Raw genomic sequence first — 23,258 nt, 5'->3', positions numbered from 1 at the left:
TCTTTCGACTACTGGTTGCTGTTCTCGCCGTGCTCTTCTTTCTGGGAGAATCTGCCCACTTCCTTATGGGTATAAACAAGCAGTACCGCATCATGTTTCTCTCCTTCGAATACGACGACAGGGAGTTCAGTTTGTATCAGATCAGAAAGAGGCTGTTCAAATCTTTTGTAAAACCCGCTCTGAAGTTTTTTGGACTGTATGCTATCTTTTCCAACGTTGATCTGAGGAGTCCTCTGATGGTTTCGATGATATTGTTTCTTGGTGTAACAATCGGTTTACTAAACGGAATAAATAAATTTGACTAATTTGGTAGAATAATAGTGGAGGTGAAAAAATGGGAGTTCTATCCGAAAAAGATATGGCGTATCTCAAAGATCTCTTCGGAAAAGAGCTGGAGAAGAAAGTGAAAGTGCTGTTCTTCAAGACCGATGACAAAGGGCGCTGTCAGTACTGTGAGATCACAGAACAAGTGCTCGAGGAACTTACTTCCGTTGATTCGAAACTCGAGCTTGAAATCCACAACTTCGATGCTGAAAAGGATGTTGTGGAGAAGTACAAAGTGGAGATGGTTCCTGCCACGATTTTGCTCTCTGAAGACGGAAAAGACCACGGCATAAGGTTCTACGGTGTGCCTTCTGGCCATGAGTTTGGAACGCTCATACAGGATATCATAACCGTCTCCAAGGGAAAACCACAGCTCTCTGAGGAAAGCATTCAAAAGCTCCAGGCCTTCGAGGAGCCGATAAGGATAAGCGTGTTTGTCACCCCAACGTGTCCCTATTGTCCGCGGGCAGTTCTCATGGCTCACAACATGGCGATAGCGAGCGACAGGATCGTAGGAGAGATGATCGAAGCGAACGAATACTGGGAACTGAGCGAGAAATTTGGGGTTTCTTCTGTCCCCCACATCGTTGTGAACAGAGATCCTTCCAAATTCTTCGTGGGAGCTTATCCTGAGAAAGAATTCATAAACGAAGTGCTGAGGATCGCAAAGGAGTGATGAGTAGTGGTTTTCTTCGACATGGGATCTGTGAAGAAGAAAGGGATCAAAGATCAATACGATGTGGTGGTCGTCGGCGCTGGGCCAGCGGGTCTTGCTTCCGCCATATACGCAAGGAGGGCGGGTCTTTCTGTTCTCGTCGTTGAGAAGGCAATCGAAGGTGGGTACGTGAACCTCACCCACCTGGTTGAAAACTACCCGGGCTTTCCGAAGATTTCAGGTGAAGAGCTTGCTTCGAAGTTCAAAGAACACGCTGAAAGCTTCGGAGCGGACATATACAACGCAGAGGTTGTGAGACTGGAGATTCAAGAGGATAGGAAAGTAGTCGAGCTGGACGATGGTAAGAAGATAGAGGCTCCAGTGGTGATCGTTGCAACGGGTGCCGATCCAAAAAAATTGAACATTCCTGGAGAAAAAGAATTCTTTGGAAAGGGTGTCTCCTACTGTGCAACGTGTGACGGATATCTGTTTTCGGGGAAAGACATCGTAGTTGTTGGAGGGGGAGACAGCGCATGTGATGAATCGATCTTCCTCTCCAACATCGTAAACAAGATCACGATGGTTCAGCTTCTGGAAACCCTTACAGCGGCGAAGGTTCTTCAGGAAAGGGTGCTGAACAATCCAAAGATAGATGTAGTTTTCAACTCCACGGTGAAAGAGATACGAGGAAAAGATAAGGTCGAAGAAATCGTTATAGAGAATGTGAAGACCGGGGAAACAAAAGTACTGAAAGCCGACGGAGTGTTTATCTTCATAGGACTGGACCCCAATTCCAAATTGCTCGAAGGACTCGTAGAACTGGATCCTTACGGTTACGTTGTAACAGACGAGAATATGGAAACAAGCATCAAAGGTCTGTACGCCGTTGGAGACGTGAGGAAGAAAAATCTCAGACAGATCGTCACGGCTGTCGCAGACGGTGCGATCGCTGTGGAGCACGCTGCAAAACATTACTTTTGATTATCCAACGTCAAAACAATTTCTCCTTTCAGCGGATAATCGGGTGGGGGTGTCTGACCGGACACTATCCACCCTTTGCCTTCTAGCTTCACATCCTCGACGCCAGATTCTTCCAGCACAAGGAGGGCATCCCTTACCGGTAATCCCACTAGATCCGGCATCAATCCTCTTATGAGTGTTATTTTCTTTTCTCTTTTCTCCGTTAAAAGTTCCACTATCTTCCTGAACACGGGGGCAGCGACATCACCTCCATAGAATGCTCTGGAAGGACTGTCCAGATGCACCATTATCGTGTATTTGGGATCGTCTGCAGGGAAAAAGCCCACGAAGAGTGAATGGTAAAGGTTTTGGTATCTTCCTCCAACTGCTTTCTGAGCCGTTCCGGTCTTACCAGCGATCTTCAGCCCCCTGACCTGTGCGAGTCTTCCTGTTCCCTCTTCGACAACTCCTACCATGGCTTCTTTAATCATTTCAGCCGTCTCTCTCGAAAAGATCTTTTTCTTCTTAACGGGACTCTCTTTCAGGATGGATGGTTTTACCCAGTAGCCTTCGTTGGCGAATGTATTGAGGGAGGCCACAAGTTGTAAGGGTGTGACACCGATTCCCTGGCCTATGGAGATCTCCGCTGGGTCTATGAGAGACCACTCTTTTGGATCCCTCAGCACCCCATCGATCTCCCCTTCCATTTCCACCCCTGTTCGTCTTCCAAAGCCTGCTTTTTTCAACCATTCGTAGAATCCTTCAACTCCTATGTTCTTCACGATGAGCTCTCCTACTCTCACACTCATAACGTTACAGGACTTCACGATTCCGGTGAGGAAGGCCACCTTCCCGTGTTTTTCTATGTCTCTTATAATGACGTTCAAACTCTCGACAGGCTTTATCTGACCTTCACATTCTATGGAAAAAGACGGTGATGCGGACTTCGTCTCCAAAGCGATAGCGTAGACCACAGGCTTTATGGTAGAACCGGGTTCGATGTAACCACCGATCAGGTCGTTCCAGTTCCTCGTAGTTACCATCGAGAGAATCTTTCCCGTCCTGGATTCCATAACGATGGCGTGCCCTGCTTCCGCGGAGAATTCTTTCACTGCCTCGGAGATTATCTCGTAGATGTGTCTTTGAAGATCCAGATCGATGGATAAGTGAACATCTTGACCGTCTTCTGGAGGGATGTAGTCGGTGAGTACAGGGGAGAGTCTGGCTCCTCTGTAGAGAAACTTCAGGGTTCCCTTTCTCTTTCCTCTTAAAACGTCGTCGAAGAAACCTTCGATGCCGCCTTTCCTCGACCGTTCAGCACCGTTCCAATCAACACACCTGTGCTGTAATCTTGAAGCTTTTCTCTTCTGTACTCTATTTCCAAACTGACGAAAGGCAAAATGGCGGGGTCTAGCCTTTTCAAAACGTTTTCTTTGTCTTCAGCCTCTGTGAGCCTGTAGAATCTGTGCTTCAAAACCTCCTCCGGATTTTTTTCTACTCCACAGGCCTTTAGCGTTCTTTCGAGTACGCTTTTATCTCCAAGTTGCCTTTTGAAGAAATCAACATCGAGGTAGGCAACGTACACCGGAAAGTCGTAAGCGATTTTTCTTCCCTTTGCATCCAGAATACTCCCACGCTTTGGAGGGATAGAGATATACCAGTGAGATTTCTGCCCCCCAAGAGGAAAGAAGAAAAGATTTATGAACGACACCACCAAGAACAGTGCAAACACTGCCAGTAACAGGGCCAGCCTTTTTTCCATCTATTTCTTTCGCTCCGTGGGGTACACAACATCGAAGTAAGAGGAAATGTGGTTGAATTCCTCTTTCAGGGTTTGATACGTTCTTTCCATTTCTTTTATCTCGATCTCCAACCGCCTGTTGGCCTGGGTCAATTGAAACGCCAGAACCCCCATCTTCAACGCTGTTATTCCCATGAATATCAAAACAACAACCATGATGATCGTAAAGACAAGCTGAGGAGAGAGTACCAGAACCTTCGATTTTTGGTTTACCTTCGCTGGCAGTTCAATCTCCTCCTTCCTCCACAAGCTCCGCTGCACGCAGACGCGCACTCCTGGAACGAGGATTTTCCCTTATTTCCTCTTCCGAAGGACGTACTGGTTTTTCTGTCAAAATTCGAAGTCGCTTGGAACTTTTGAATGCCTCTTTTACTATTCTGTCTTCTAACGAATGAAAGGAAATCACCACTATCCTACCACCGACTTTTAAAAGTTTCTCCGCTTTACCCAGAAATTCCCTCAAATTCTCAAGTTCTCTGTTGACGTATATCCTTATTGCCTGAAACGTCTTGGTGGCAAAGTGCCTTTTTCGACGTCTTATCTCGTGGAAAGGAAGAGCTTCGCTCACGGCTTTCACGAGGTCGAAAGTGGTATTAAGAGGCCTGTTTTCCACGATTTTCCTCGCAATTCTCCTCGCGTACCTCTTTTCTTCACCATACTCGAAGATGATACGAGCCAGCTCCTGTTCGTTCAACTCGTTCAGTACTTTCTGCGCTGTCATTTCGCTCTCCAAATCCATACGCATGTCAAGTGGTTCTTCTCTTTCGAAAGTGAAACCTCTGTTCTCTCCTTTCAGTTGGTAGGTCGAAACACCAAGATCCATCAGTATTCCGTCTACCTTTTCAACTTCAAGAGTTTTGAGCAGGAAATCCGCTTCTTTGTAGGATGCTTTGAAAAGACTCACCCGAACAGAGAATTCTCTGAGTTTTTCTTCCGCGATCTGAAGGACTTCTGAGTCAACGTCTATCCCGATCAGCCTGCAACCAGGACAGCTTTCCAAAATCGCTCTTGCATGCCCACCCTCTCCCACCGTGCAGTCCAGAATGATCTTCTCATCTTCGGGCTTCAGATACTCGATCACTTCCCGAACCATTACCGGAATGTGGTAGTGGGTATACTTTCTCATCTTCTCACACCTCTGAGTTACAGCCGTAGACTCTGCTTGTAGGAAATTATAACGTGTTTTTTCATAAAAATCAAAAAAAGATGAACAGGTACCAAAGTACCCGAAACAGGCTTTTGATGGGAATTCTCGGTGTGGATATCTCAATATACGAGTGTATACCTGTTGTCCCGAAGAAGATAAGGTGTGTCGTTTGTTTGTTGTTACCTTATTGTTTATCATTCTTAATATTCAAGTGCTAATATATTTTCACCGGAGGTGAGATGCATGAGGAACCTGAACGACAAGATGAAGGATATCTTTGAAAGGAGTGTCGATGATCTCAAGGATAGGAACCAGAATCTCCTCAGGTCTGAACACATTCTTCTTCAGCTTCTCTACGATGAAAACGAGGTCACAAAGATTCTGAGAGAGCTCAACGTGAATACAGAAAAGGTCCTCGATGAGCTGGAAAGTCACATCGATTCCCAGTATGGGATATTCTATGGGTTTTCCGATCAGGTATACGTTTCCAGAGAACTTTCTTACATCCTGGAGCTGGCAAGAAAAGAGGCCAGACTCTTCAAACAGAAGGACGTGGGACCTCTTCATTTTCTCTTGGGACTTCTGAGAGACGGCTCGACGCATGCGGCCCGCGTCCTTAAAAAACATGGAGTGGACTATGAAAGAGTGCTTCAGAAAGTGAAGGAGCACGAGGAGGAGTTTGTGGAAGGGCGGTCAACGATCACAGCATTCGCTACGGATCTGACAAAACTTGCCAGAGAAGGAAAGATCGGTCCCATCATAGGAAGGGACAAAGAGATCGAACGTGTGATTGAGATCCTGATGAGGAGAACGAAAAACAATCCGATACTCATCGGAGACCCTGGAGTTGGAAAAACTGCCATCGTAGAAGGTCTTGCCCAGAGGATTGTTGAAGGAAGAGTGCCCGACACTCTGAAGGACGTACGTGTCTTGATGGTCGATCTTGGAAGGATGATAGCAGGTACCAAATACAGAGGAGAGTTCGAAGAAAGGTTGAAATCTTTCCTCGATGAAGTGATGAAGCAGAAAGAAAAAACCATACTGTTCATCGACGAAATCCACACCATAGTTGGAGCGGGAGCAGCCGAAGGAGCGATGGATGCCGCCAACATGTTGAAACCTGCTCTCGCTCGCGGTGAGATCAGGGTCATAGGGGCAACCACCCTAGATGAATACAGAAAACACATAGAAAAAGACAAAGCACTCGCAAGAAGATTCCAGCCAGTGATGGTGAAGGAACCCAGCGTGGAAGAAACAATAGAGATCCTGAAGGGTCTCAAGAGAGTTTACGAGGAACACCACAAGGTCAAGATAGAAGACGAAGCAATAGAAGCTGCTGCGAAGCTCTCGGCGAGGTACATAACGGATAGATTCCTACCGGACAAGGCAATCGATCTACTGGACGAGGCAGCCGCGAGGGTGAAGCTGGGTTTTTCAAAACAGGGAAGGGACGAAACAAGACTCCAGGAACTTGAAAGGAAGATAAGAGAGCTCGAAAACAGGATTGATGAACTCACCGTGAGATCCCAGTACAAGGAAGCGGCAGAGCTCAAGAAAGAACTCTTCAGGTTGAAGAATGAATACGAATCTCTGAAGAGTGGAAGGCCAGTCGTCACGGCAGAGAAGATAGCGGAAGTGGTCGAAGCCTGGTCTGGAGTGCCCGTATCCAGGATAGTGAAGTCAGAAAAGGAGAAGTTGCTCAAACTGGAAGAGATCATACATCAGAGATTGGTGGATCAGGAAGAGGCTGTCAAGGTCATAGCGGATGCTATAAGGAAAGCGCGTGCGGGGATAAAAGATCCAAACAGACCTGTTGGTGCGTTTCTCTTCCTCGGGCCAACGGGGGTTGGAAAAACAGAACTGGCGAAAACACTTGCTGAGGTTCTCTTTGGGAGTGAGAACGCTCTCATCCGAATCGACATGAGTGAGTACATGGAAAAGCACGCGGTCTCCAAGTTGATTGGAGCTCCTCCGGGATACGTGGGATATGAAGAAGGTGGCCAGCTCACAGAGGCTGTGAGGAGAAGACCATACAGTGTGATCCTGCTCGACGAGATAGAAAAGGCTCATCCAGACGTGTTCAACATACTGCTTCAGATAATGGACGACGGCAGACTGACCGACGCTAAGGGAAACGTTGTGGATTTCAAGAATACGATCATAATAATGACAAGCAACATAGCGAGCGATCTCATACTGAACTTCGTCAGAGAAGGTAAAAGCTTCGAGGAGATCGAAGAGAAAGTGAGAGAAGAGTTAAAACACTACTTCAGACCGGAATTCATAAACAGAATAGACCACGTGGTTGTCTTCAAGCCACTCACCAAAGAACATATGAAACAGATAGTGGAAATCATGTTGAGAAGACTCGAAAGTCGTCTGAAGGATAAAAACATAAAACTGACCATCACCAACGCGGCGAAAGAGTACCTCGCAGAGAAAGGATACGATCCAACGTTCGGAGCAAGGCCGTTGAGAAGACTCATTGAAAGGGAAATAGAAACGCCTCTGGCCAAGATGATCATAGCAGGTGATGTCAAAGAAGGTCAAACAGTGAGGGTGGACTTCGATGGTGAGAAGTTAATACTTGAGGTTGCAAGAGAAGTTGAAAAGGTGGAGCGAGGGGGCTAGCCCCCCTTTCTTTTCTCCCAGTTCAGCTCCGCTATGGATTTTTGAAGATAAAGAGGTTCTATTTCGTAGTAGTGCACAAGTTTCCCTTCTTTCAACATCTTTTCTGCCTCTTCAACAAGCACTTTCGGTGAGATGAATATTTCTTCTTCTAAGACAACGGAAGGCCTCGTTTCAGATAGAATCTTCTGTACCTCCTCATCGGAGAAAACGAAAGGTTCCCTGATGACCTCCAGGGAGTCGTTCTTTTTCGAGTAGACAGCACAGTAGCGATACCCTTTCCTCGCCCTTTTGGAAACAAGAACAGTTCCATCGATGGAAAGACTCTTTGCAGCCATTTCGAAGGAGTTCAAAGGGGCGATGGGAACATCGAAGGGAGCCACTATTCCTACGATCGTTGCGATTCCTACTCTGAGACCCGTCAGCGTGCCGGGACCGATACCAATCCCCACAACACTCAAGTCCTTTGCAGAAATACCGTTTTCTTTCAGCAGCTTCTCTATCAAAACTGGAAGCACTTCTGCGTGTTTCCGCTGCCCTGCGTAGGAGATTTCAAACACATCTTCATCTTTTTTCAGACCGACTCTTATTCTCTGAGAAGTATCCACCGCCAGTACAACCACTTCTTTTCACCTCAAATTATGTTGTCTACTTCTTGCACAAAAAACTCGTAGTTGTCTGGATTCCAGCCTTTTGTTTCAAAGAAATACCTCATGAATTCTTTCACCACTTCATTTCTGTTTTTGTTCTTCACAGAGGAGTACGGAACGTAGAGTGTGTGCCTGTTTCCATCTGAAAAGATTTTCATGTACTCGTGATCCTCCAGATAGTCTACTTCCTCCACGAAAACGTCCAAAGTTGCCCACTCTCCGAGAGGAAGTTCGGTAGCGTCGGTTTCTGGAGTCAAGGCCTTCACCACAAAGTTTGGAACTTCTTCTTGATCTTCCAGAACGTTGATCTTGAGGAAAATCTTTCCCGCTGACTCCGAGTTTACAACATCCAGAACGATACCGGTTTCACGGAAGATTTCCTTGAGTTTCCTCTCGAGATCATTGAGATCTTTGTCTTTCCTACGGTAGAAGATCTCCAAACTGTCCATCAGCTTCATTGTCTACACTCCTTTCTTCACTCCGAAACCCTCTTTCTCCACGTTACCAAGAGGTTCCACGTGTATCGTTAAATCTTCTATATCATCTCTTTTGTTCATTATCTCTTCTCTAATTTTCACGGTCAGATCGTGAGCGGCTTCCACGTTCATCGATCCGTCGACCTCTATGTCCATCTCTATGTAGTACTTCGTTCCGACTTTTCTCACCCTGACCCTGTGAGGATTGTGTACATCTGGAAACTTTTCCAGAACTCTGAAGATGTCGTTGTATATGTCAAGCTCCGACTCTTTCATTCCATCCATCAATTCGAAGGCGGCTTCATAGAAGATCTGAAAGGAAGTTCTGAGAATTAGGATCGAAACGAATATCGCAAGGATACTGTCGAGCCACCACCAGCCGAGGGTCTTCATCGCCACCATTCCAGCCAGTACGGTTCCAGAGATCATAATGTCGTTTCTCATGTTCAGAGCGTCGCTGATCGTAGCAAGGCTATTCAAGCGCTTTCCAAGTGACAGCTTGTACAGAAAAAGGAAAGTCTTTCCCACAACTGAAGCTCCTACCACAAGGAAGGCAGGAAGAGTCAACTCTAGAGAGATCTCACTGGTGACCAACCTCTTGATGGATTCTATCAACAGAGAGGCTCCTGCATAAAACATGACGAACGAGATGATTTTTGAAGCTATCGCTTCTGCTCTTCCATGGCCGTAAGGATGTGTCCTGTCAGGAGGCTTACCTGAAATACGTGCCGATAAAAGAATAATAAAGGACGTGAAGATGTCAGTGGACGTATCTACTCCGTCTGCAAGGATCGCATAGCTCCCCGTAAACAATCCCGTCAACACCTTCAACATCGCAAGGAAGGTGTTTCCAACGATTCCAACCCAGGCACCTTTTTTTATCTCATCGTGTCTTTCCAATTGCTTTCACCTCAATGAACAAAGGCCCACCTCGGTGGGCCTTTTTCACCTCTTTATAGAGTAGAAAGAATCCAATCCCCTGAATTCCGCTATTTTCCCGAGTTCCTCTTCAATTCTCAGGAGCTGGTTGTACTTGGCAATTCTTTCGCTTCTGGACAAGGACCCTGTCTTGATAAAACCGGCGTTGGTCGCCACCGCAAGATCGGCTATGAAGGTATCTTCACTCTCTCCAGATCTGTGGGAAATGATAGCTGTCATGTTGTGTTTTTGTGCAAGCTCCACAGCATCAAGCGTTTCGGTGACGGTTCCTATTTGGTTCAGCTTGATAAGGATGGAGTTGGTCGCACCGAGCTCGATTCCTTTGGAGAGTCTATTCACGTTGGTCACGTAGAGATCGTCTCCCACGATTTGAACCTTGTTTCCAACTCTTTTAGTGAATTCGACGAACGCCTCCCAATCCTCTTCCGCGAATGGATCTTCGATGGATATGATTGGATACTTCGCCACTAGCTCTTCGTAATATCCCATGAGCACCTCGCTGGATTTCTCCTCGCCGTCAACAAAGTAGACTCCCTTTTCCTCATCGTAGAAGGAAGATGCAGCGCAGTCGAGGGCAATGAACACGTTCTCACCGGGTTTGTATCCCGCCGCTTCAATGGCCTCAAGCAACACCTTTATAGCCTCTTCGTTGGAAGAAAGGTTCGGTGCGAATCCACCCTCGTCACCAACTGCAGTCACGTGACCGGAATCGTGAAGGATCTTTTTCAATGTGTGAAATATCTCTACACCCGCCCTCAAGGCTTCTTTGAAACTATCGAATCCTGCTGGAACGAGCATGAACTCTTGAATATCGAGGTTGTTATCTGCGTGCTGACCGCCGTTTATCACGTTCATGAAAGGAACAGGAAGAACCTTCGCGTTGACCCCACCGAGATATTTGTATAGAGGAAGTCCAAGGTAATTGGCTGCCGCCCTTGCTACTGCCATGGACACAGCCAAAATGGCATTGGCTCCGAGTTTGGATTTGTTTTCTGTACCATCGAGTTCGATCAGTGTCTTGTCAACGAGCGGTTGATCGAAGGTGTTCATCCCGATCAGTGCGGGAGCGATTGTTTCGTTCACGTTTTCAATTGCTTTGAGAACACCTTTCCCGTGGAATCTTTTTTTGTCCTTGTCCCTTATTTCCAGGGCTTCAAACTTTCCTGTGGATGCCCCGGAGGGAACGATCGCCCTTCCCACAGTACCATCTTCTAGAACGACCTCAGCCTCAACAGTGGGATTCCCTCGAGAATCAAGAACTTCCCTCGCCCTCACATCGACGATTTCCACGTACACAGTCTCCACCTCCTCGTTTTTTGATTCCACCAATATTGTACCCCATCCTGTTAAATCTCTATTTGAGTTTCGGTTATAACATCGAGTATCTCCTCAGGTTTTATGAGTTCACCGCTCACCTTATTTATCGTTCTTATGACCTTCGACTTTCTATCGATGGAACTGATCAGTTCCTTTGCGTACTGTCCCAGGTTCATTTCGGCGATGATGATCGTGCTCGCCTTTTCCACCAGTTTCCTGAATCTTGAAATAGGAGCCGGCCAGATCGTGATGGGTTTGAACAGTCCCACTTTGATCCTGTCACGCCTTGCTATCTTTACAGCCTTTAGGGCACTTCTTGCGACTATTCCATAGGCTACCACCAGAATCTCTGCGTCTTCAACTTCGTACTCCTCGTACAGGGCCAGTTCATCTGAGTGAAGCCTTATTTTGTTGGTGAGCCTCCTTATCAGTTTCTCTGCCACATCGGGAGAACTGAGAGGGAATCCTGATTCATCATGAACAAGGCCAGAAACGTGAAACTTTGTCTTTCCCATTTCGGCCATTGGGAACGGTGTGGGTTCCGCGTACTCGCTCTCGGAGAACGGGACGAACAACTCCTCGTCACCGAAAGATGAGTCTTTCAAGCGCTCTATGACGAAAAGCTCTTCATCTTTTGGAGGGTAGAAACTCTCCCTCATGTGTCCCAGTGTCTCGTCCATCAGGAACACAACGGGTGTTCTGTACTCTTCCGCTATGTTGAAAGCGGTGATTATGTAACGATACACCTCTTCTACAGTGGTGGGATAAAGAACGATTATAGCGTGATCACCGTGTGTCCCCCAGCGCGCCTGCATGATGTCCCCCTGAGCCGGTTTCGTTGGAAGGCCCGTAGACGGTCCCAGCCTCATGACATTGACAAAAACGCAGGGTGTTTCCGTCATCACAGCGTACCCGATCGTCTCTTGCATGAGGCTGAATCCAGGACCACTCGTTGCGGTCATGGCTTTCACACCGGCAAGAGAAGCTCCCACAACGGCCGCAGCACTGGCTATTTCGTCTTCCATTTGGATGAACACACCACCAACCTTTGGCAACTCTCTTGCCATGACCTCTGCTATCTCCGTTGAGGGCGTGATGGGGTATCCAGCAAAGAACCTGCACCCCGCCCTTATGGCACCCAGAGCACACGCTTCATTTCCCTGCAGAAACATCATTTCTGACATCCTCTTCACTTCCCAGTATCTCTATGGCCATCTCAGGACATATTTTTTCACATCTCAAACACCCAACACATTTCTCCTCATGCGTCACAGGTCTTCCCAGTTCATCACTCGTGATGGCCTTTGTGGGACAGATCCAAGCACACAGCTTACAGGCCTTACACCATTCATAATTTACCTCGATCTTGTATCCCATATTCTCACCTTCTCAGCTGAGGAGCATTAAAAACACCCCGGCTACGGTCGCAGATCCGATCACACCTGCTACGTTCGGCCCCATTGCATGCATGAGTATATGATTGTTCGGGTCTTCCTCCTGGGCGAGTCTCTGGGCAACCCTAGCGGAGTCAGGTACGGCGGAGACCCCAGCAGCACCTATAAGAGGATTTATCTTGTCTTTCAAGAAGAGGTTCATGAGTTTTGCGAACAGAATGCCAGAACTCATGGACACGATAAAAGCAGTGGCTCCCAGGAAGAATATTTTCAGACTTTGAGGTCTCAGGAACACGTCCGCCCTTGCAGACGCTCCAACGGAAAGCATGAGCAGTATGGTCACCGTGTCCAGTATGTACCTGCTCGCCGCCTCCACCAATCTCTTGACCACTCCAGCTTCCCTCAGAAGATTCCCGAGCATAAGAGAACCAACGAGTGGCAATGACTTGGGTATCAGAAGGGCAGTGGTGATGGTTATGACGAGAGGGAACGAGAGCCTTTCGAATCTGCTCACCCTCCTGGGAGGCTTCATACGTATTTTCCTTTCTTCTTTACTGGTCAACATCTTGGAGACAACGGGTTGGAGTATCGGTATGAGAGCGATGTAGGAGTACGCGGAGATGGCAATGGGAGCGATAAACTCAGGAGAGAGTGTGTTGGTTATGTAGATAGCAGTTGGACCGTCTGCTCCACCTATTATTGCGATTGATGCTGCCTGCTTCAAAGAGAAACCCAGCATCCTTGCAGCAAAGAGCGTAAAAAATATTCCCATCTGTGCAGCAGCCCCGAGGAAAATGGTTATCGGATAAGAGAGTATGAAAGAAAAGTCTGTGAGGGCACCTATTCCAAGAAAAATGAGGGGCGGATACACACCCAGGTCCAGTCCTCTCTTTATGTAATAGAGAAAACCACCTTCGTTGAGGATACCAGTGGCTTCGGGTGGAATATTCGCGAGGATGATACCAAAAGCGATCGGTATCAGCAGAAGGGGTTCTGAGTGTTTCACTATCGCCACGTAAAGTAGAGATATCGCTATCGCGAACATGAGGACGTTCCCGATAGTGAGATGAGGAAAGGCCGTTTGGTTGAGAAAGTTCTCCAGTGTTGATAAGACGGCCAACTCTTTCCCTCCTTTTTGCGCGGCCAGGAATATTCTAGCACAGAAAAAAGAACCCCTTATGGGGTTCTTCAACGTATGTCTTCCAATCTGTAAGGTGTTTTTTGATATATGCAGTAATTCAACCAGTTGCTGAAGAAAAGATGAGCATGACTCCACCAAGTGAGAACAGGAGTTTTTGTTGGATCGTCGTCTGGAAAGTAGTTAGCTGGTATGGGAACCTTCAGATTACGGTTTATATCTCTGTAGTATTCATCTCTCAGTGTGTATCTGTCGTACTCTGGATGCCCCGTTACGAATATTTGTCTTTCGCTTTTGTTTGTAACTACGTAGACTCCCGCTTCGTCTGACTCTGCAAGGATTTCCAGCTCCGGAATTTTCTCTATATCTTCCTTTCTGACCTCTGTGTACCTGGAATGAGGTGCCCAGAAGAAGTCATCGTGTCCTCTGAAAAGTACCGTTTCTTTCGTGACCCTGTGCTTGTAAACGCCGGAGAGTTTCTGGGGAAGCTCGTACTTCGGCACACCGTAGAAGAAGTACAGACCAGCTTGAGCCGCCCAGCAGATGAACATCGTGGAGAACACGTTACGGCGGCTCCACTCCATGATTTCCATGAGTTCGTCCCAGTAGTCCACTTCTTCAAAAGAGAGGAGCTCCACGGGAGCTCCTGTGATGATAAATCCATCGAATTTTTTGTTCTTTATAGCAGAGAAAGTTGTGTAGAACTTCAGGATGTGTTCAATAGGAGTGTGTTTTGGTCTGTGGGATTCCGTGTACAGAAGAGTCACGTTCACCTGGAGGGGTGTGTTCCCTAGGAGTCTCAAAAGTTGTATCTCCGTTTTTATCTTGTCCGGCATCAAGTTCAGGATGAGGATCTCAAGGGGGCGAATGTCCTGATGAATCGCTCTCTTTTCCGTCATTACGAAGATTCCTTCTCTTGCCAGAACCTTTACCGCCGGAAGGCCACTTGGGACGTTTATTGGCAATTCTTCATCCCTCCTGTGATTTCCTCAGAGCTTGATCAAGGTCCTCTATTATGTCTTCCACATCTTCTATTCCAATAGACAATCTTATCATATCTGGAGTGACCCCTGTTTTCAACTGTTCCTCTTCCGTGAGTTGCTGATGGGTTGTGGAAGCTGGATGAATGGCAAGAGTTCGAGCATCACCAATGTTGGCAAGGTGAGAAATGAGAGTGAGGCTATCAATGAATCTCTTTCCGGCTTCTTTTCCCCCCTTTATACCGAACGTCACTATGGCACCGTATCCTTCTTTGAGATATTTCAGAGCGTTTTCTCTGGTTTCGTTGTTCTCGACGATCGGATAGTTGACCCAGCTCACTGCGGGATGACTCTTCAAGAACTCCACGACCTTCAAAGCGTTTTCACAGTGCTTTTTCATTCTCAAGCTCAAAGTCTCGAGTCCCATGATGAACAAAAACGCGTTGAACGGACTCATACAGCTTCCAAGGTCTCTTAGAAGTTGCGTTCTGCACTTCACTATGTAGGCAGCTTCCCTGAACGTTTCAACATAACTCACACCATGGTAGCTAGGATCGGGTTCCACGAGTTCTGGAAATTTCCCGTTGGTCCAATCGAATTTTCCACTGTCCACTATAAGGCCTCCGATCGATGTACCGTGTCCTTCTATGAATTTTGTGGCGGAATAGACAATGATGTCTGCTCCGTGCTCGAACGGTCTGAAGATGTACGGCGCCACTGTGTTGTCGACGATGAGAGGTATACCGTGTCTGTGAGCGATTTCCGCTATTGCTTCGAAATCTGGAACCGTAAGGCCTGGGTTTCCAATGGTTTCGAGGTACACTGCTTTCGTCTTCTCTGTGATGGCTTCCTCTACGTTTTTCGGATCTGTTTCGTCAACAAATTTCACCACAATACCAGACTTCTTATACAACGTATGTTTGAAGAGATTGTACGTTCCTCCGTACAGAGCGCTTCCGCTGACGATCTCATCGCCAGGGCCTGCTATGTTCAAGATGGCATACGTTATGGCAGCTTGTCCACTGGAAACAGCGAGAGCCCCAACTCCACCTTCCAAAGCTGCTATTCTTTCTTCGAGAACGCTCACGGTGGGGTTTCCAATTCTCGTGTAGATGAAGCCAGGTTCTTCGAGGGCAAAGAGTTTCGCCGCGTGATCGGAGTTTTTGAAAACGTAAGAGGTGGTCTGATAAATGGGAACTGCCCGCGATCCAGTGGTCAATTCTGGGGGTTCGTAACCTGCATGGAGCGCCCTTGTGTTGAAACCGTACTTCCTCCAGTCCAACGTAGCCACCTCCTGTGATAAAATTTCAGTGTCTTCTTTGGAATTTAGTATTACCTTACTGAAAACCAATGTCAATTCCCTAGATCAAACTGTAAAATATATTTTACAACCTCGATCTTGGAGGTGATCTTCGTGTACCTGTTGATCGACGTAGGAAACACCCACACGGTTTTTGCTTTAACAAAAGATGGAAAGTCCTTCAAAAAGTGGAGATTTTCAACAGGTGTTTTTCAAACGGAGGATGAACTGTTTGTCCACCTGTTTCCTCTGATATCCAGTGAGCTGAAGGATGTGAGAAAAATAGGTGTGGCTTCCGTGGTTCCCACGCAGAACACTGTTGTGGAACGTTTCATCCAGAAGTACTTCAACACCACTCCTGTCTGGGTGAGGGCGAACAACGGAGAGATAAAATGGGATGTTAAGAATCCCTCGGAGATAGGGGCCGACAGGGTGGCAAACGTGATAGCGTTCGTGAAAGAGTACGGGAACAGTGGGATCATAATAGATATGGGAACGGCCACCACAGTGGATCTTGTTGTGAACAGAACATACAAGGGAGGTGCTATTCTTCCGGGGCTTTTCATGATGGTCCACGCCCTGTTCAGAGGAACAGCGAAACTGCCTCTCGTTGAGATAAAGCCAACGAACCTCTTGGCAGGAAGAGATACAGAAGAGAATATACAACTGGGTGTTGTGAACGGAAGCGTCTACGCCCTTGAAGGAATAGTGAAGCGTATGAAGGAAGTTTTTGGGGATCTTCCGGTGGTTCTCACCGGTGGACAGTCGAAGGTTGTGAGGGAGATCTTCAAACATGATATGTACGACGAGGACCTGACCATAAAGGGGGTGTACCACTACTGTTTCGAAAAATGAAAGTCCTTCTTGTGAATCCCTGGATCTATGATTTTGCGGCGTACGATTTTTGGTTGAAACCCCTTGGGCTTCTTTATGTTGCCCGCGCGATGGAGTGGATGGGATACGAGGTTCATCTTATAGATCTTCTGAACAGACACGACCCGCACCTCCCCCGCTTCGTGAAAGTTCCAAAGGACAAAAGATACAGTACTGGAAAATTCCCGAGTAGGGTTATAGAAAAACCTGAGATTCTCCGTTTCGTTCCCAGAAAGTACAAAAGATACGGTGCACCTCCAGAGTTCTTGGAGTGGAAACTCGGGGAGATCGGAAGAGTTGACCTCGTGATGGTCACCTCCACGTTGAGTTACTGGTACCCTGGTATTTGGGAGACCATCAGATTTCTCAGGTCTTACCTCGATGTTCCGATTATCCTGGGAGGAATATACCCAAGGCTCTTCCCAAGGCACGCCTCCAGAAGTGGTGCCCTGACTTACTCCTCTGGCGATCTTGTTTTCCTTCCATCTTTCCTGAAAAAGCTTGGGTTTTTCTCGAAAGAAATTCCGGAGAATTGGTTTGAGGTTTTTGATCCAATGTACGAGCTCTACGAGAGAGTGGGATACCTCGTCTTCACCACAACCCTTGGGTGTCCCTTCAGTTGTTCTTATTGCGCAGTTCATAAACTCTGGAAAGGTCTCAGAGTGAGAAGTCCGGAGAAGGTAGTGGATACTATCGAGAAGTATCTGGACATGTTCCAGGTCGAGGATGTTGTTTTCTTCGATGACGCAGTACTGACGTCGGGGCGGTTCAAAGAAGTGTTGAAACTCATTGTCAAGAAGAGCTGGAAGGTGCGTTTTCATCTTCCAAACGGAATACACGCGAGACTTCTCGATGAAGAAACAGCTCTTCTGATGAAAGAAGCAAACTTCAAGACCATAAAGCTGGGGTACGAAACTTCTGGAAAACTTCAGAAGGAAACGGGAGGAAAGGTGTACGACGAAGACCTCGTGCGGGCTGCCCGAATTCTAAGAGGGGCTGGTTTCACCGAGAGAGAAATCTCAGCGTACGTCATGGTGAACATGCCTGGCCAGACGAAAGAAGACGTGCTGGAAGCCGTAAAAGTTTGTTTGAATGAGGGAATTGGTGTGTCAGTGAACGAGTACACTCCCATTCCAGGTACGGAAGACTGGAAAAAACTCGTCAAAGAAAGGAAGCTGGATCCAGACGTTGATCCGGCTCTTTTGAACAACACGGTCCTTCCGTTCTGGTGGAAACACGGAATGAGCTCGGAAGAGGTACAGGAAATAAAGCAACTCGTTCAAGACTTGAAACTCAGATGTTCGAAGGCATGCACAGGAGCTCAACAATCTTCAAATCGAAAAGATTAGAAGAATTCGCCGGTTTTATAACAACGGCAGAATCGAGACCGCTTTCAGTACCACCACAGGCCACTACCAATTCTGAGGTTTTCACAAGACCTGCATCAGCCGCCATCAAAGATATCTCTACGGCCACTTTTACGCCTTCGCTGAACATTCTCAAGGTATTCGCTATGATCTCCAAAGGGTAGATGCCTCCGAACTTCCTTCTGAGGCCTCTTTCTCCGGCGGAAAGGGCGTGAGTGGCGGTAAGAACTTCGTGGCCTTTCTCCTTCAGGAGTTTTCTTGTGTTCTCATCGAACTCCTGCGTGTCCGGTTCTTTGAATCCAGTGTGGTGTGTTACCACAATGAGTTCCAACTCCCTTGCCATTTCTACTGCCATTTTCGCACTGTACCCTGTTACGGAAGCTATCAGAAGTTTCTTGGAAGGGATTTTTCGTGCTCTTTCGATTGCTATCTCCAAGGTCTTTCTCGTGTTCAACTTTCCTGGCTCCTTGAACACAACCATACTTCATCCCCCTTCCCTCAAGAATCTCTTCCAGATCTCAAGTGACAGAACCGGATCCACCGTGTTCATTTTCGAGAGGAACTCTATCTGATGACTGTAATCCATGAACCTGAGGATCTCCACGATCCTCTCTAGGTCAATATTTCCTCTATTCAGGAGTTCAACGAGCTCACCGTAATCGATGTAATCTATGATTCGATCGTCGATCACAAGTTTTTTCTCCCCACGTACTTCTCTGTATGTGAGAGAACCTTTGAAGTTCTTCCAACTCGACACGATCTCCCTCCAGGCGGGAGCACAATCCTTTCCACCTAGAAGACCCTTCCCGTCTTTTACCAGAGCAACAACGTACTCATCATCTCCCCCGATGAACCAGGCGTTGTTTTCTGATGTTCCCGTCTTTCCTGCAATCGTTTTTCCATACACTTTGGCTCGAGCGCCCGTTCCCCTTTCCACAACTTCTTTCATGATCCACTTCATGATCTCACTTGCTTCCTGTGGGGTCCTCACAAAAGAAGGTACGATCGATACGACTTTTGGATACCCCTTGTAAACGACTCTCCCGTTCCTGTCTGCTATTCTGTCTATGATGTAAGGTTCCAGGACAACTCCTCCGTTGAACACAGCAGAATACACTTTCACCAATTCTTCCGGCGACGTTTCAACGGTTCCAAGGGCAGCCGTGAGATCGTCCGGATATCTGGTCCTCAGTCCTAGTACTTCTGTGATGAAAGATTTCACGTTCTCCGGTTGCATATACGAGTAAAGCAACACAGATGGTATGTTCCTAGATTCCACGACGGCGTTTTCGAAACTGACTACTCCCTTGTATCTTCTATCGAAGTTCTCTGGTTCCCAGTCTCCTACCTTGATGGGAAGATCGATCAAAAGGTCCGAAGGATTCATTCCCTTCAAGAGGGCGTAGTAGTAGTACAGGGGTTTTATGGCGGATCCAACTTGTCTCCAGCCCGTTCCATACTCGATTCCGATTCCCCGGTAAGCTACTATCTCGCCCGTCTTCGTCTTTACACCAACGAGGGCGGTCTTCTCATCCTGGATGGTCCTGAAAGCCTTTTTCTGTAGGTCTTTGTCTAGCGTAAGGAACACCTTGTAACCGTGTCTGAGTTCGTCCAGGTTAAACCCCGCTCTTCGAGCTTCCCTTACGACTCTCCAAAAGAGTTCTTCATCCACCGTGAGCTGGTGTGGTTGGAATTTTAGCTTTGAGAGTTCTTCGACGTAGCGCTGATATGTTTGAAGATCGATCTTCTTTTCCGAGAGCATCCTCTCCAGAACGATCCTCGCTCTCTTCTTAGAAATCCCTGGATTTTTCATGGGATTGAAGTTCTCAGGAGACTTGATCAGAGCCACAAGGACAGCCATTTCCGGTTCAGAAAGTTCCCACAGGTTCTTTCCGAAATAATAGCGCGCCGCCGTTTGGAACCCATAGATGCCATTTCCCATGTAAACAGAATTTATGTACATCTCGAGAATCTCATCCTTCGTTCTTATCCGCTCGAGCCAGAGTGAGATGAAGATCTCTTTCAGTTTTCTGACGATGGACTTGTCCATGGAAAGGTAGAGGGTTCTCGCCAGTTGCTGTGTGAGGGTGCTTCCTCCCTGTGAAAAGCTCAAGGTTTTTATATCCACCAAGATCGCCCTCATGAAACCCTTCAGATCGAATCCGGGATGTTTGTAAAAATCTTCGTCTTCAGAAGTCAAAAGAAGGTTCACAAAACTCTTCGGCACGTTTGAAAGATCTATCCAAATGTTTCTGGAAATGAAAAGAGGTGTTCCGTCACTGTAGAATATCCTGAAAGTTGGCACGAGTTTGCTTTCAGGCGGTGGCAGATTCTTTGTGAAGAAGAAATAGAGGCCCCAAAGTACTGAGAATACGAGTGTAGCGGAGATCAAAAAAGATACAAGGAACCTTTTCATCTCTTACCTCTCTCCAGATCGATCAAAAATCTCTTCCACTCGACACCTGCACTGAATCCTCCAAGACCTCGTTTTGAAACCACACGATGGCATGGTATGTAGAGAGGGAGCGGATTCTTTGCGAGGGCTTGACCGATCGCCCTTGGGGAGGTGTTGATCTTCTCTGCTATTTCTCTGTAGGTTCGTGTCTCACCGTACGGAATCTTCCTGACTTCTTCCCAGACCCTCTTTTGAAAAGGAGTACCTCTGATCTCAACCGGGAAAGAAAATTCCCTTCTCCTGCCTGAAAAGTACTCTTCTAACTCTTTCTTCACTTCCTCCGGGCAGTTCGTTTCATCGCTTCCTAGTTTTATTTCGACGACTTTTCCGTTTTCAACACGAACAAAGACGTTTCCAGGAAGATCTTTCATGAAAAAATCACCGCCTCCTGATAGAATTATAACAGGCCTACTTGAGGAGGAGTTCTCGAATGGTGTGTATATTTGCGAACGGCCGCTACGGTGGAGAGATGGATCTCTCGCGATGTGACAGGGTGGTGGCAGTGGACGGTGGAGCGAACTTTTTGAGATCAAAAGGCATCGCTCCAGATATCTTTATTGGGGATGCTGATTCGGTATCGGGAGAAACGATGGAATGGCTGAAAAACCACGGAGTGGAGATGAAGTTGTTTCCAAGGGAGAAAGACGAGATAGACCTGGAACTTGCGCTTCAGCAGTTTGAGAGTGAGGAAAAGGTTGTCTTTGGGTGGCAGGGTGATCGTCTGGACATGATCCTCGCCCTTTTTTATCTGTTGAAGCGATTCAAGAACACCGTTCTTGAATCGGAAAATCTGGTGATTGGCTATGTGGAGGGAAAGAAAGTTCTTCCCGCTAGGCCGGGTGAGAAATGGTCCATACTACCTCTTGGTTCCGATGCGGAAGGGGTGAGTCTCAGCGGGTTCAAATACACCCTGAAAGGTGCGAAAATGCCAGTTGTAAAGCCCTACGGTGTGAGCAACGAAGCTGTGTCCAGTGAGGTTGAGATAGAGGTAAAAACGGGAGGTGTGATCTTTTTCAGATGGAAGAAAGAACCCTTGTGATACTGGGAGCAACTGGTTCCATCGGAACCCAGACACTCGATGTGTTGAGAAAAATAGATGGAATTCGGCTCGTGGGAATTTCCTTCCACACGAACGTGGATTCGGCAAGAAAGATCGTGAGAGAATTTCGAGTGAAAAACGTAGCCGTTACCAGCGATGTTTCTTTTGAGTGCGATGCGAAGGTTTGGAAAGGTCCGCACGCACTGGAAGAGATGATGGAAGTGTTAAAACCGGACATCACGATGGTGGCGGTGTCCGGCTTCAGCGGTTTGAAAGCCGTTCTGGTAGCGCTGGAACACTCCAGAAGGGTATGCCTTGCAAACAAAGAATCCCTCGTGTGTGGAGGCTTTCTTGTGAAAGAGAAGCTAAAGGAGAAAAGAGTTGAACTGATCCCCGTGGATAGTGAACACAGTGCCATATTCCAGGTGATCGAACCGGATGTCCAAAAGATTGTTTTGACAGCATCGGGAGGTGCTCTCAGAGACTGGGATCCGGAAAGAATGGAATCTGCGACGCCGGGCGACGTATTGAAGCATCCTGTCTGGAACATGGGGACGCGTATCACGGTGGATTCTGCTACGATGGTGAACAAGGCTTTCGAGGTACTGGAAGCGATGGAGTTCTTTGACCTGCCCTTTGAGAAGATAGACGTGAAAATACACAGGGAAGGTCTGGTCCATGGAGTTGTGATACTACCTGATGGGAACGTGAAGATGGTGGTTTCGTTGCCCGATATGAGAATTCCCATAAGTTATTCTCTTCTCTATCCAAAGCGTGCTACTCTCGAGTCTTTTTCCCTTGAAACGATGAAGATCTCTTTCGAGCCGATCGATCCGAAAAGATACCCGGCTTTCTTTCTGCTAAACCGAATAAAGGACTCTTACACTCTCAGGACGGCCTTCAACGCGGCGGACGAGGTAGCGGTCGATGCGTTTCTGAAAGGTAGAATAAAGTTTGGAGGAATACACAGGATCATAGAGAAGACCCTCGAGAAACTCGATGGGTATCCAGAACCGCGGAATCTGGAGGAAGTGGAACAGATCCACGCCGAGGCCCAGAAAACGGCAGAGAGGGTGACAGAATGGTTATCATCTATTTCGTCTTGATACTCACCGGTGTGATCATGGTTCATGAGCTTGGGCATTACCTGTTTGCAAGGCTTTTCAAGGTGAAAGTCCTGGAGTTTGCCCTAGGATTTGGACCCAAGATTTTTTCTGTGAAAGGAAAAGAGACCACCTTCAGGTTCAACGTCTTTCCCATAGGCGGATACGTCAGAATGCTGGGAGAAGAAGGGGAAGAGGTGATGGAGGAGGAGAGAGAAAAAAGTTTCTACGCTAAACCAGCATGGCAAAGACTTCTGATAACCCTGGCGGGCCCCCTCTTTTCCATTGTTGCGGGCTACGTTCTTTTTCTCCCCATAACGCTTCAGTGGGGAATCGCCTTTCCTGGTGTGGGAGAGGTCCTTCCGGACAGTCCCGCAGAAGAAGCAGGTTTAATGAAAGGAGACATCATTTACTCTGTGAACGGAAAGATCGCCTTCGATACCGCTATCATATCCGATGAGATCAAGAAAGGACTTCCTGTGAAACTGATAGTCGTCAGAGATGGTCGGAAAGAATCGATTCAAATCGTACCCAGGATGTACCCTGAAACCTACGAGATCATCCTGGAAGGTGCCGAGGGAAAACCAGAGGGAAGGCTCATTTCGGTCAACGGGGACCGAGATCTTTCCATTTTGAAGGATTACGTGAACGAGTACGTCACCCTGGAGTTCGAGAAAAGCACGGTCAGGGGTATTTTGAAGCAGTTCAACGA

Annotated in this window: 24 protein-coding genes and 1 pseudogene; 9 read left to right on the top strand and 16 right to left on the bottom strand. The window is 47.3% G+C overall.

All coding sequences use genetic code 11. The features are described 5' to 3' along the window. The 3 genes and pseudogenes from J7K79_RS01905 to trxB form a co-directional block, all read left to right on the top strand. Nucleotides 1-305: pseudogene (locus J7K79_RS01905) on the top strand (hypothetical protein); the annotation flags it as partial. 29 nt (nucleotides 306-334) lie between these two features. Continuing rightward, nucleotides 335-1,000 (top strand): thioredoxin family protein, encoded by a 666-nt coding sequence (locus J7K79_RS01900; protein ID WP_296904550.1) that lies wholly within the window; start codon nucleotides 335-337, stop codon nucleotides 998-1,000. Nucleotides 1,001-1,006: 6 nt separating this feature from the next. After that, complete coding sequence (gene trxB, locus J7K79_RS01895; RefSeq protein ID WP_296904548.1) at nucleotides 1,007-1,960, top strand: thioredoxin-disulfide reductase; 954 nt, start codon at nucleotides 1,007-1,009, stop codon at nucleotides 1,958-1,960. Here trxB and J7K79_RS01890 read toward each other — a convergent pair. The 4 genes from J7K79_RS01890 to rsmH all read right to left on the bottom strand — a co-directional run bounded on the left by J7K79_RS01890 (nucleotide 1,951) and on the right by rsmH (nucleotide 4,866). Next, nucleotides 1,951-3,051, bottom strand: a complete 1,101-nt coding sequence (locus J7K79_RS01890) for a penicillin-binding transpeptidase domain-containing protein (RefSeq protein ID WP_296904546.1) — start codon at nucleotides 3,049-3,051, stop codon at nucleotides 1,951-1,953. The genes trxB and J7K79_RS01890 overlap by 10 nt on opposite strands. 155 nt (nucleotides 3,052-3,206) lie before the next feature. Continuing rightward, nucleotides 3,207-3,701, bottom strand: a complete 495-nt coding sequence (locus tag J7K79_RS01885; protein ID WP_296904544.1) for a hypothetical protein — start codon at nucleotides 3,699-3,701, stop codon at nucleotides 3,207-3,209. Further along, the gene (locus J7K79_RS01880) at nucleotides 3,702-4,001 is read right to left on the bottom strand and encodes a hypothetical protein (protein ID WP_296904542.1); all 300 of its coding nucleotides are present in this window, start codon (nucleotides 3,999-4,001) and stop codon (nucleotides 3,702-3,704) included. Continuing rightward, nucleotides 3,967-4,866: a 16S rRNA (cytosine(1402)-N(4))-methyltransferase RsmH gene (gene rsmH / locus J7K79_RS01875; RefSeq protein WP_296904540.1), complete on the bottom strand. Its 900-nt coding sequence runs from the start codon at nucleotides 4,864-4,866 to the stop codon at nucleotides 3,967-3,969. Before rsmH ends, J7K79_RS01880 begins: the two co-directional genes overlap by 35 nt. A gap of 264 nt (nucleotides 4,867-5,130) precedes the next feature. On the opposite strand from rsmH, the gene J7K79_RS01870 reads away from it, so the two are divergent. Next, on the top strand, nucleotides 5,131-7,518 hold the full coding sequence (locus J7K79_RS01870; protein WP_296904538.1) for an ATP-dependent Clp protease ATP-binding subunit: 2,388 nt from the start codon (nucleotides 5,131-5,133) through the stop codon (nucleotides 7,516-7,518). On the opposite strand, the gene tsaB is transcribed toward J7K79_RS01870, so the two are convergent. From tsaB to J7K79_RS01825, 9 genes are all read right to left on the bottom strand, one after another. Continuing rightward, nucleotides 7,515-8,138, bottom strand: coding sequence for a tRNA (adenosine(37)-N6)-threonylcarbamoyltransferase complex dimerization subunit type 1 TsaB (gene tsaB / locus J7K79_RS01865; RefSeq protein ID WP_296904536.1), 624 nt, complete (start codon nucleotides 8,136-8,138; stop codon nucleotides 7,515-7,517). The genes J7K79_RS01870 and tsaB overlap by 4 nt on opposite strands. An 11-nt stretch (nucleotides 8,139-8,149) precedes the next feature. After that, nucleotides 8,150-8,623, bottom strand: a complete 474-nt coding sequence (locus tag J7K79_RS01860; RefSeq protein ID WP_296904534.1) for a DUF3855 domain-containing protein — start codon at nucleotides 8,621-8,623, stop codon at nucleotides 8,150-8,152. A gap of 3 nt (nucleotides 8,624-8,626) precedes the next feature. Further along, complete coding sequence (locus J7K79_RS01855) at nucleotides 8,627-9,541, bottom strand: cation diffusion facilitator family transporter (protein WP_296904532.1); 915 nt, start codon at nucleotides 9,539-9,541, stop codon at nucleotides 8,627-8,629. Nucleotides 9,542-9,586: 45 nt separating this feature from the next. After that, nucleotides 9,587-10,876 (bottom strand): phosphopyruvate hydratase, encoded by a 1,290-nt coding sequence (gene eno, locus J7K79_RS01850; RefSeq protein ID WP_296904530.1) that lies wholly within the window; start codon nucleotides 10,874-10,876, stop codon nucleotides 9,587-9,589. A gap of 50 nt (nucleotides 10,877-10,926) precedes the next feature. Then, the gene (locus tag J7K79_RS01845; protein ID WP_296904528.1) at nucleotides 10,927-12,081 is read right to left on the bottom strand and encodes a 2-oxoacid:acceptor oxidoreductase subunit alpha; all 1,155 of its coding nucleotides are present in this window, start codon (nucleotides 12,079-12,081) and stop codon (nucleotides 10,927-10,929) included. Further along, nucleotides 12,050-12,274, bottom strand: a complete 225-nt coding sequence (locus tag J7K79_RS01840; RefSeq protein ID WP_296904526.1) for a 4Fe-4S binding protein — start codon at nucleotides 12,272-12,274, stop codon at nucleotides 12,050-12,052. The genes J7K79_RS01845 and J7K79_RS01840 overlap by 32 nt, the downstream gene beginning before the upstream one ends. 12 nt (nucleotides 12,275-12,286) lie before the next feature. Then, the gene (locus J7K79_RS01835; RefSeq protein ID WP_296904524.1) at nucleotides 12,287-13,411 is read right to left on the bottom strand and encodes a sodium ion-translocating decarboxylase subunit beta; all 1,125 of its coding nucleotides are present in this window, start codon (nucleotides 13,409-13,411) and stop codon (nucleotides 12,287-12,289) included. 68 nt (nucleotides 13,412-13,479) lie between these two features. Next, on the bottom strand, nucleotides 13,480-14,394 hold the full coding sequence (metA, locus tag J7K79_RS01830) for a homoserine O-succinyltransferase (RefSeq protein ID WP_296904522.1): 915 nt from the start codon (nucleotides 14,392-14,394) through the stop codon (nucleotides 13,480-13,482). A 4-nt stretch (nucleotides 14,395-14,398) separates the two neighbouring features. Further along, nucleotides 14,399-15,691, bottom strand: a complete 1,293-nt coding sequence (locus tag J7K79_RS01825) for an O-acetylhomoserine aminocarboxypropyltransferase/cysteine synthase family protein (protein WP_296904520.1) — start codon at nucleotides 15,689-15,691, stop codon at nucleotides 14,399-14,401. A 132-nt stretch (nucleotides 15,692-15,823) separates the two neighbouring features. Between J7K79_RS01825 and J7K79_RS01820 the strand changes: the two genes are divergently transcribed. Then, the gene (locus J7K79_RS01820) at nucleotides 15,824-16,564 is read left to right on the top strand and encodes a type III pantothenate kinase (protein ID WP_296904518.1); all 741 of its coding nucleotides are present in this window, start codon (nucleotides 15,824-15,826) and stop codon (nucleotides 16,562-16,564) included. Next, nucleotides 16,561-17,931 carry a radical SAM protein gene (locus J7K79_RS01815; RefSeq protein WP_296904516.1) on the top strand — a complete coding sequence of 457 codons (1,371 nt, stop codon included), beginning with the start codon at nucleotides 16,561-16,563 and terminating at the stop codon, nucleotides 17,929-17,931. The genes J7K79_RS01820 and J7K79_RS01815 overlap by 4 nt, the downstream gene beginning before the upstream one ends. On the opposite strand, the gene J7K79_RS01810 is transcribed toward J7K79_RS01815, so the two are convergent. The 3 genes from J7K79_RS01810 to J7K79_RS01800 are packed head-to-tail and all read right to left on the bottom strand — an operon-like array spanning nucleotide 17,876 to nucleotide 20,775. After that, nucleotides 17,876-18,430, bottom strand: a complete 555-nt coding sequence (locus J7K79_RS01810) for a pyruvate kinase alpha/beta domain-containing protein (protein ID WP_296904514.1) — start codon at nucleotides 18,428-18,430, stop codon at nucleotides 17,876-17,878. The genes J7K79_RS01815 and J7K79_RS01810 overlap by 56 nt on opposite strands. 3 nt (nucleotides 18,431-18,433) lie before the next feature. Beyond that, nucleotides 18,434-20,365: a transglycosylase domain-containing protein gene (locus tag J7K79_RS01805; protein WP_296904512.1), complete on the bottom strand. Its 1,932-nt coding sequence runs from the start codon at nucleotides 20,363-20,365 to the stop codon at nucleotides 18,434-18,436. Continuing rightward, nucleotides 20,362-20,775, bottom strand: coding sequence for a methylated-DNA--[protein]-cysteine S-methyltransferase (locus J7K79_RS01800; protein ID WP_296904508.1), 414 nt, complete (start codon nucleotides 20,773-20,775; stop codon nucleotides 20,362-20,364). Before J7K79_RS01800 ends, J7K79_RS01805 begins: the two co-directional genes overlap by 4 nt. 59 nt (nucleotides 20,776-20,834) lie before the next feature. On the opposite strand from J7K79_RS01800, the gene J7K79_RS01795 reads away from it, so the two are divergent. The 3 genes from J7K79_RS01795 to J7K79_RS01785 form a co-directional block, all read left to right on the top strand. Further along, nucleotides 20,835-21,443 (top strand): thiamine diphosphokinase, encoded by a 609-nt coding sequence (locus J7K79_RS01795; RefSeq protein ID WP_296904505.1) that lies wholly within the window; start codon nucleotides 20,835-20,837, stop codon nucleotides 21,441-21,443. After that, entirely contained in the window at nucleotides 21,422-22,549 is a 1,128-nt protein-coding gene (dxr, locus tag J7K79_RS01790) for a 1-deoxy-D-xylulose-5-phosphate reductoisomerase (RefSeq protein ID WP_296904503.1), read from the top strand. The genes J7K79_RS01795 and dxr overlap by 22 nt, the downstream gene beginning before the upstream one ends. Then, nucleotides 22,525-23,258 (top strand): site-2 protease family protein (locus tag J7K79_RS01785; protein WP_296904502.1); only part of this gene is annotated, 734 nt, incomplete at its 3' end. The genes dxr and J7K79_RS01785, both read left to right, overlap by 25 nt.

Origin of the sequence: Thermotoga sp. (assembly GCF_021162145.1) — a bacterium.
Classification (GTDB): Bacteria; Thermotogota; Thermotogae; order Thermotogales; family Thermotogaceae; genus Thermotoga.
This window is presented reverse-complemented; position numbering and strand designations above follow the sequence as displayed.

What these genes read in the sequence shown, in the direction of transcription:
- J7K79_RS01900 (WP_296904550.1), top strand. Translation starts at nt 335, where the DNA reads ATGGGAGTTCTATCCGAAAAAGATATGGCGTATCTCAAAGATCTCTTC.
- J7K79_RS01885 (WP_296904544.1), bottom strand. Translation starts at nt 3,701, where the DNA reads ATGGAAAAAAGGCTGGCCCTGTTACTGGCAGTGTTTGCACTGTTCTTG.
- rsmH (WP_296904540.1), bottom strand. Translation starts at nt 4,866, where the DNA reads ATGAGAAAGTATACCCACTACCACATTCCGGTAATGGTTCGGGAAGTG.
- J7K79_RS01870 (WP_296904538.1), top strand. Translation starts at nt 5,131, where the DNA reads ATGAGGAACCTGAACGACAAGATGAAGGATATCTTTGAAAGGAGTGTC.
- J7K79_RS01860 (WP_296904534.1), bottom strand. Translation starts at nt 8,623, where the DNA reads ATGAAGCTGATGGACAGTTTGGAGATCTTCTACCGTAGGAAAGACAAA.
- J7K79_RS01845 (WP_296904528.1), bottom strand. Translation starts at nt 12,081, where the DNA reads ATGTCAGAAATGATGTTTCTGCAGGGAAATGAAGCGTGTGCTCTGGGT.
- J7K79_RS01840 (WP_296904526.1), bottom strand. Translation starts at nt 12,274, where the DNA reads ATGGGATACAAGATCGAGGTAAATTATGAATGGTGTAAGGCCTGTAAG.
- J7K79_RS01815 (WP_296904516.1), top strand. Translation starts at nt 16,561, where the DNA reads ATGAAAGTCCTTCTTGTGAATCCCTGGATCTATGATTTTGCGGCGTAC.
- J7K79_RS01810 (WP_296904514.1), bottom strand. Translation starts at nt 18,430, where the DNA reads ATGGTTGTGTTCAAGGAGCCAGGAAAGTTGAACACGAGAAAGACCTTG.
- J7K79_RS01805 (WP_296904512.1), bottom strand. Translation starts at nt 20,365, where the DNA reads ATGAAAAGGTTCCTTGTATCTTTTTTGATCTCCGCTACACTCGTATTC.
- J7K79_RS01800 (WP_296904508.1), bottom strand. Translation starts at nt 20,775, where the DNA reads ATGAAAGATCTTCCTGGAAACGTCTTTGTTCGTGTTGAAAACGGAAAA.
- J7K79_RS01795 (WP_296904505.1), top strand. Translation starts at nt 20,835, where the DNA reads ATGGTGTGTATATTTGCGAACGGCCGCTACGGTGGAGAGATGGATCTC.
- dxr (WP_296904503.1), top strand. Translation starts at nt 21,422, where the DNA reads ATGGAAGAAAGAACCCTTGTGATACTGGGAGCAACTGGTTCCATCGGA.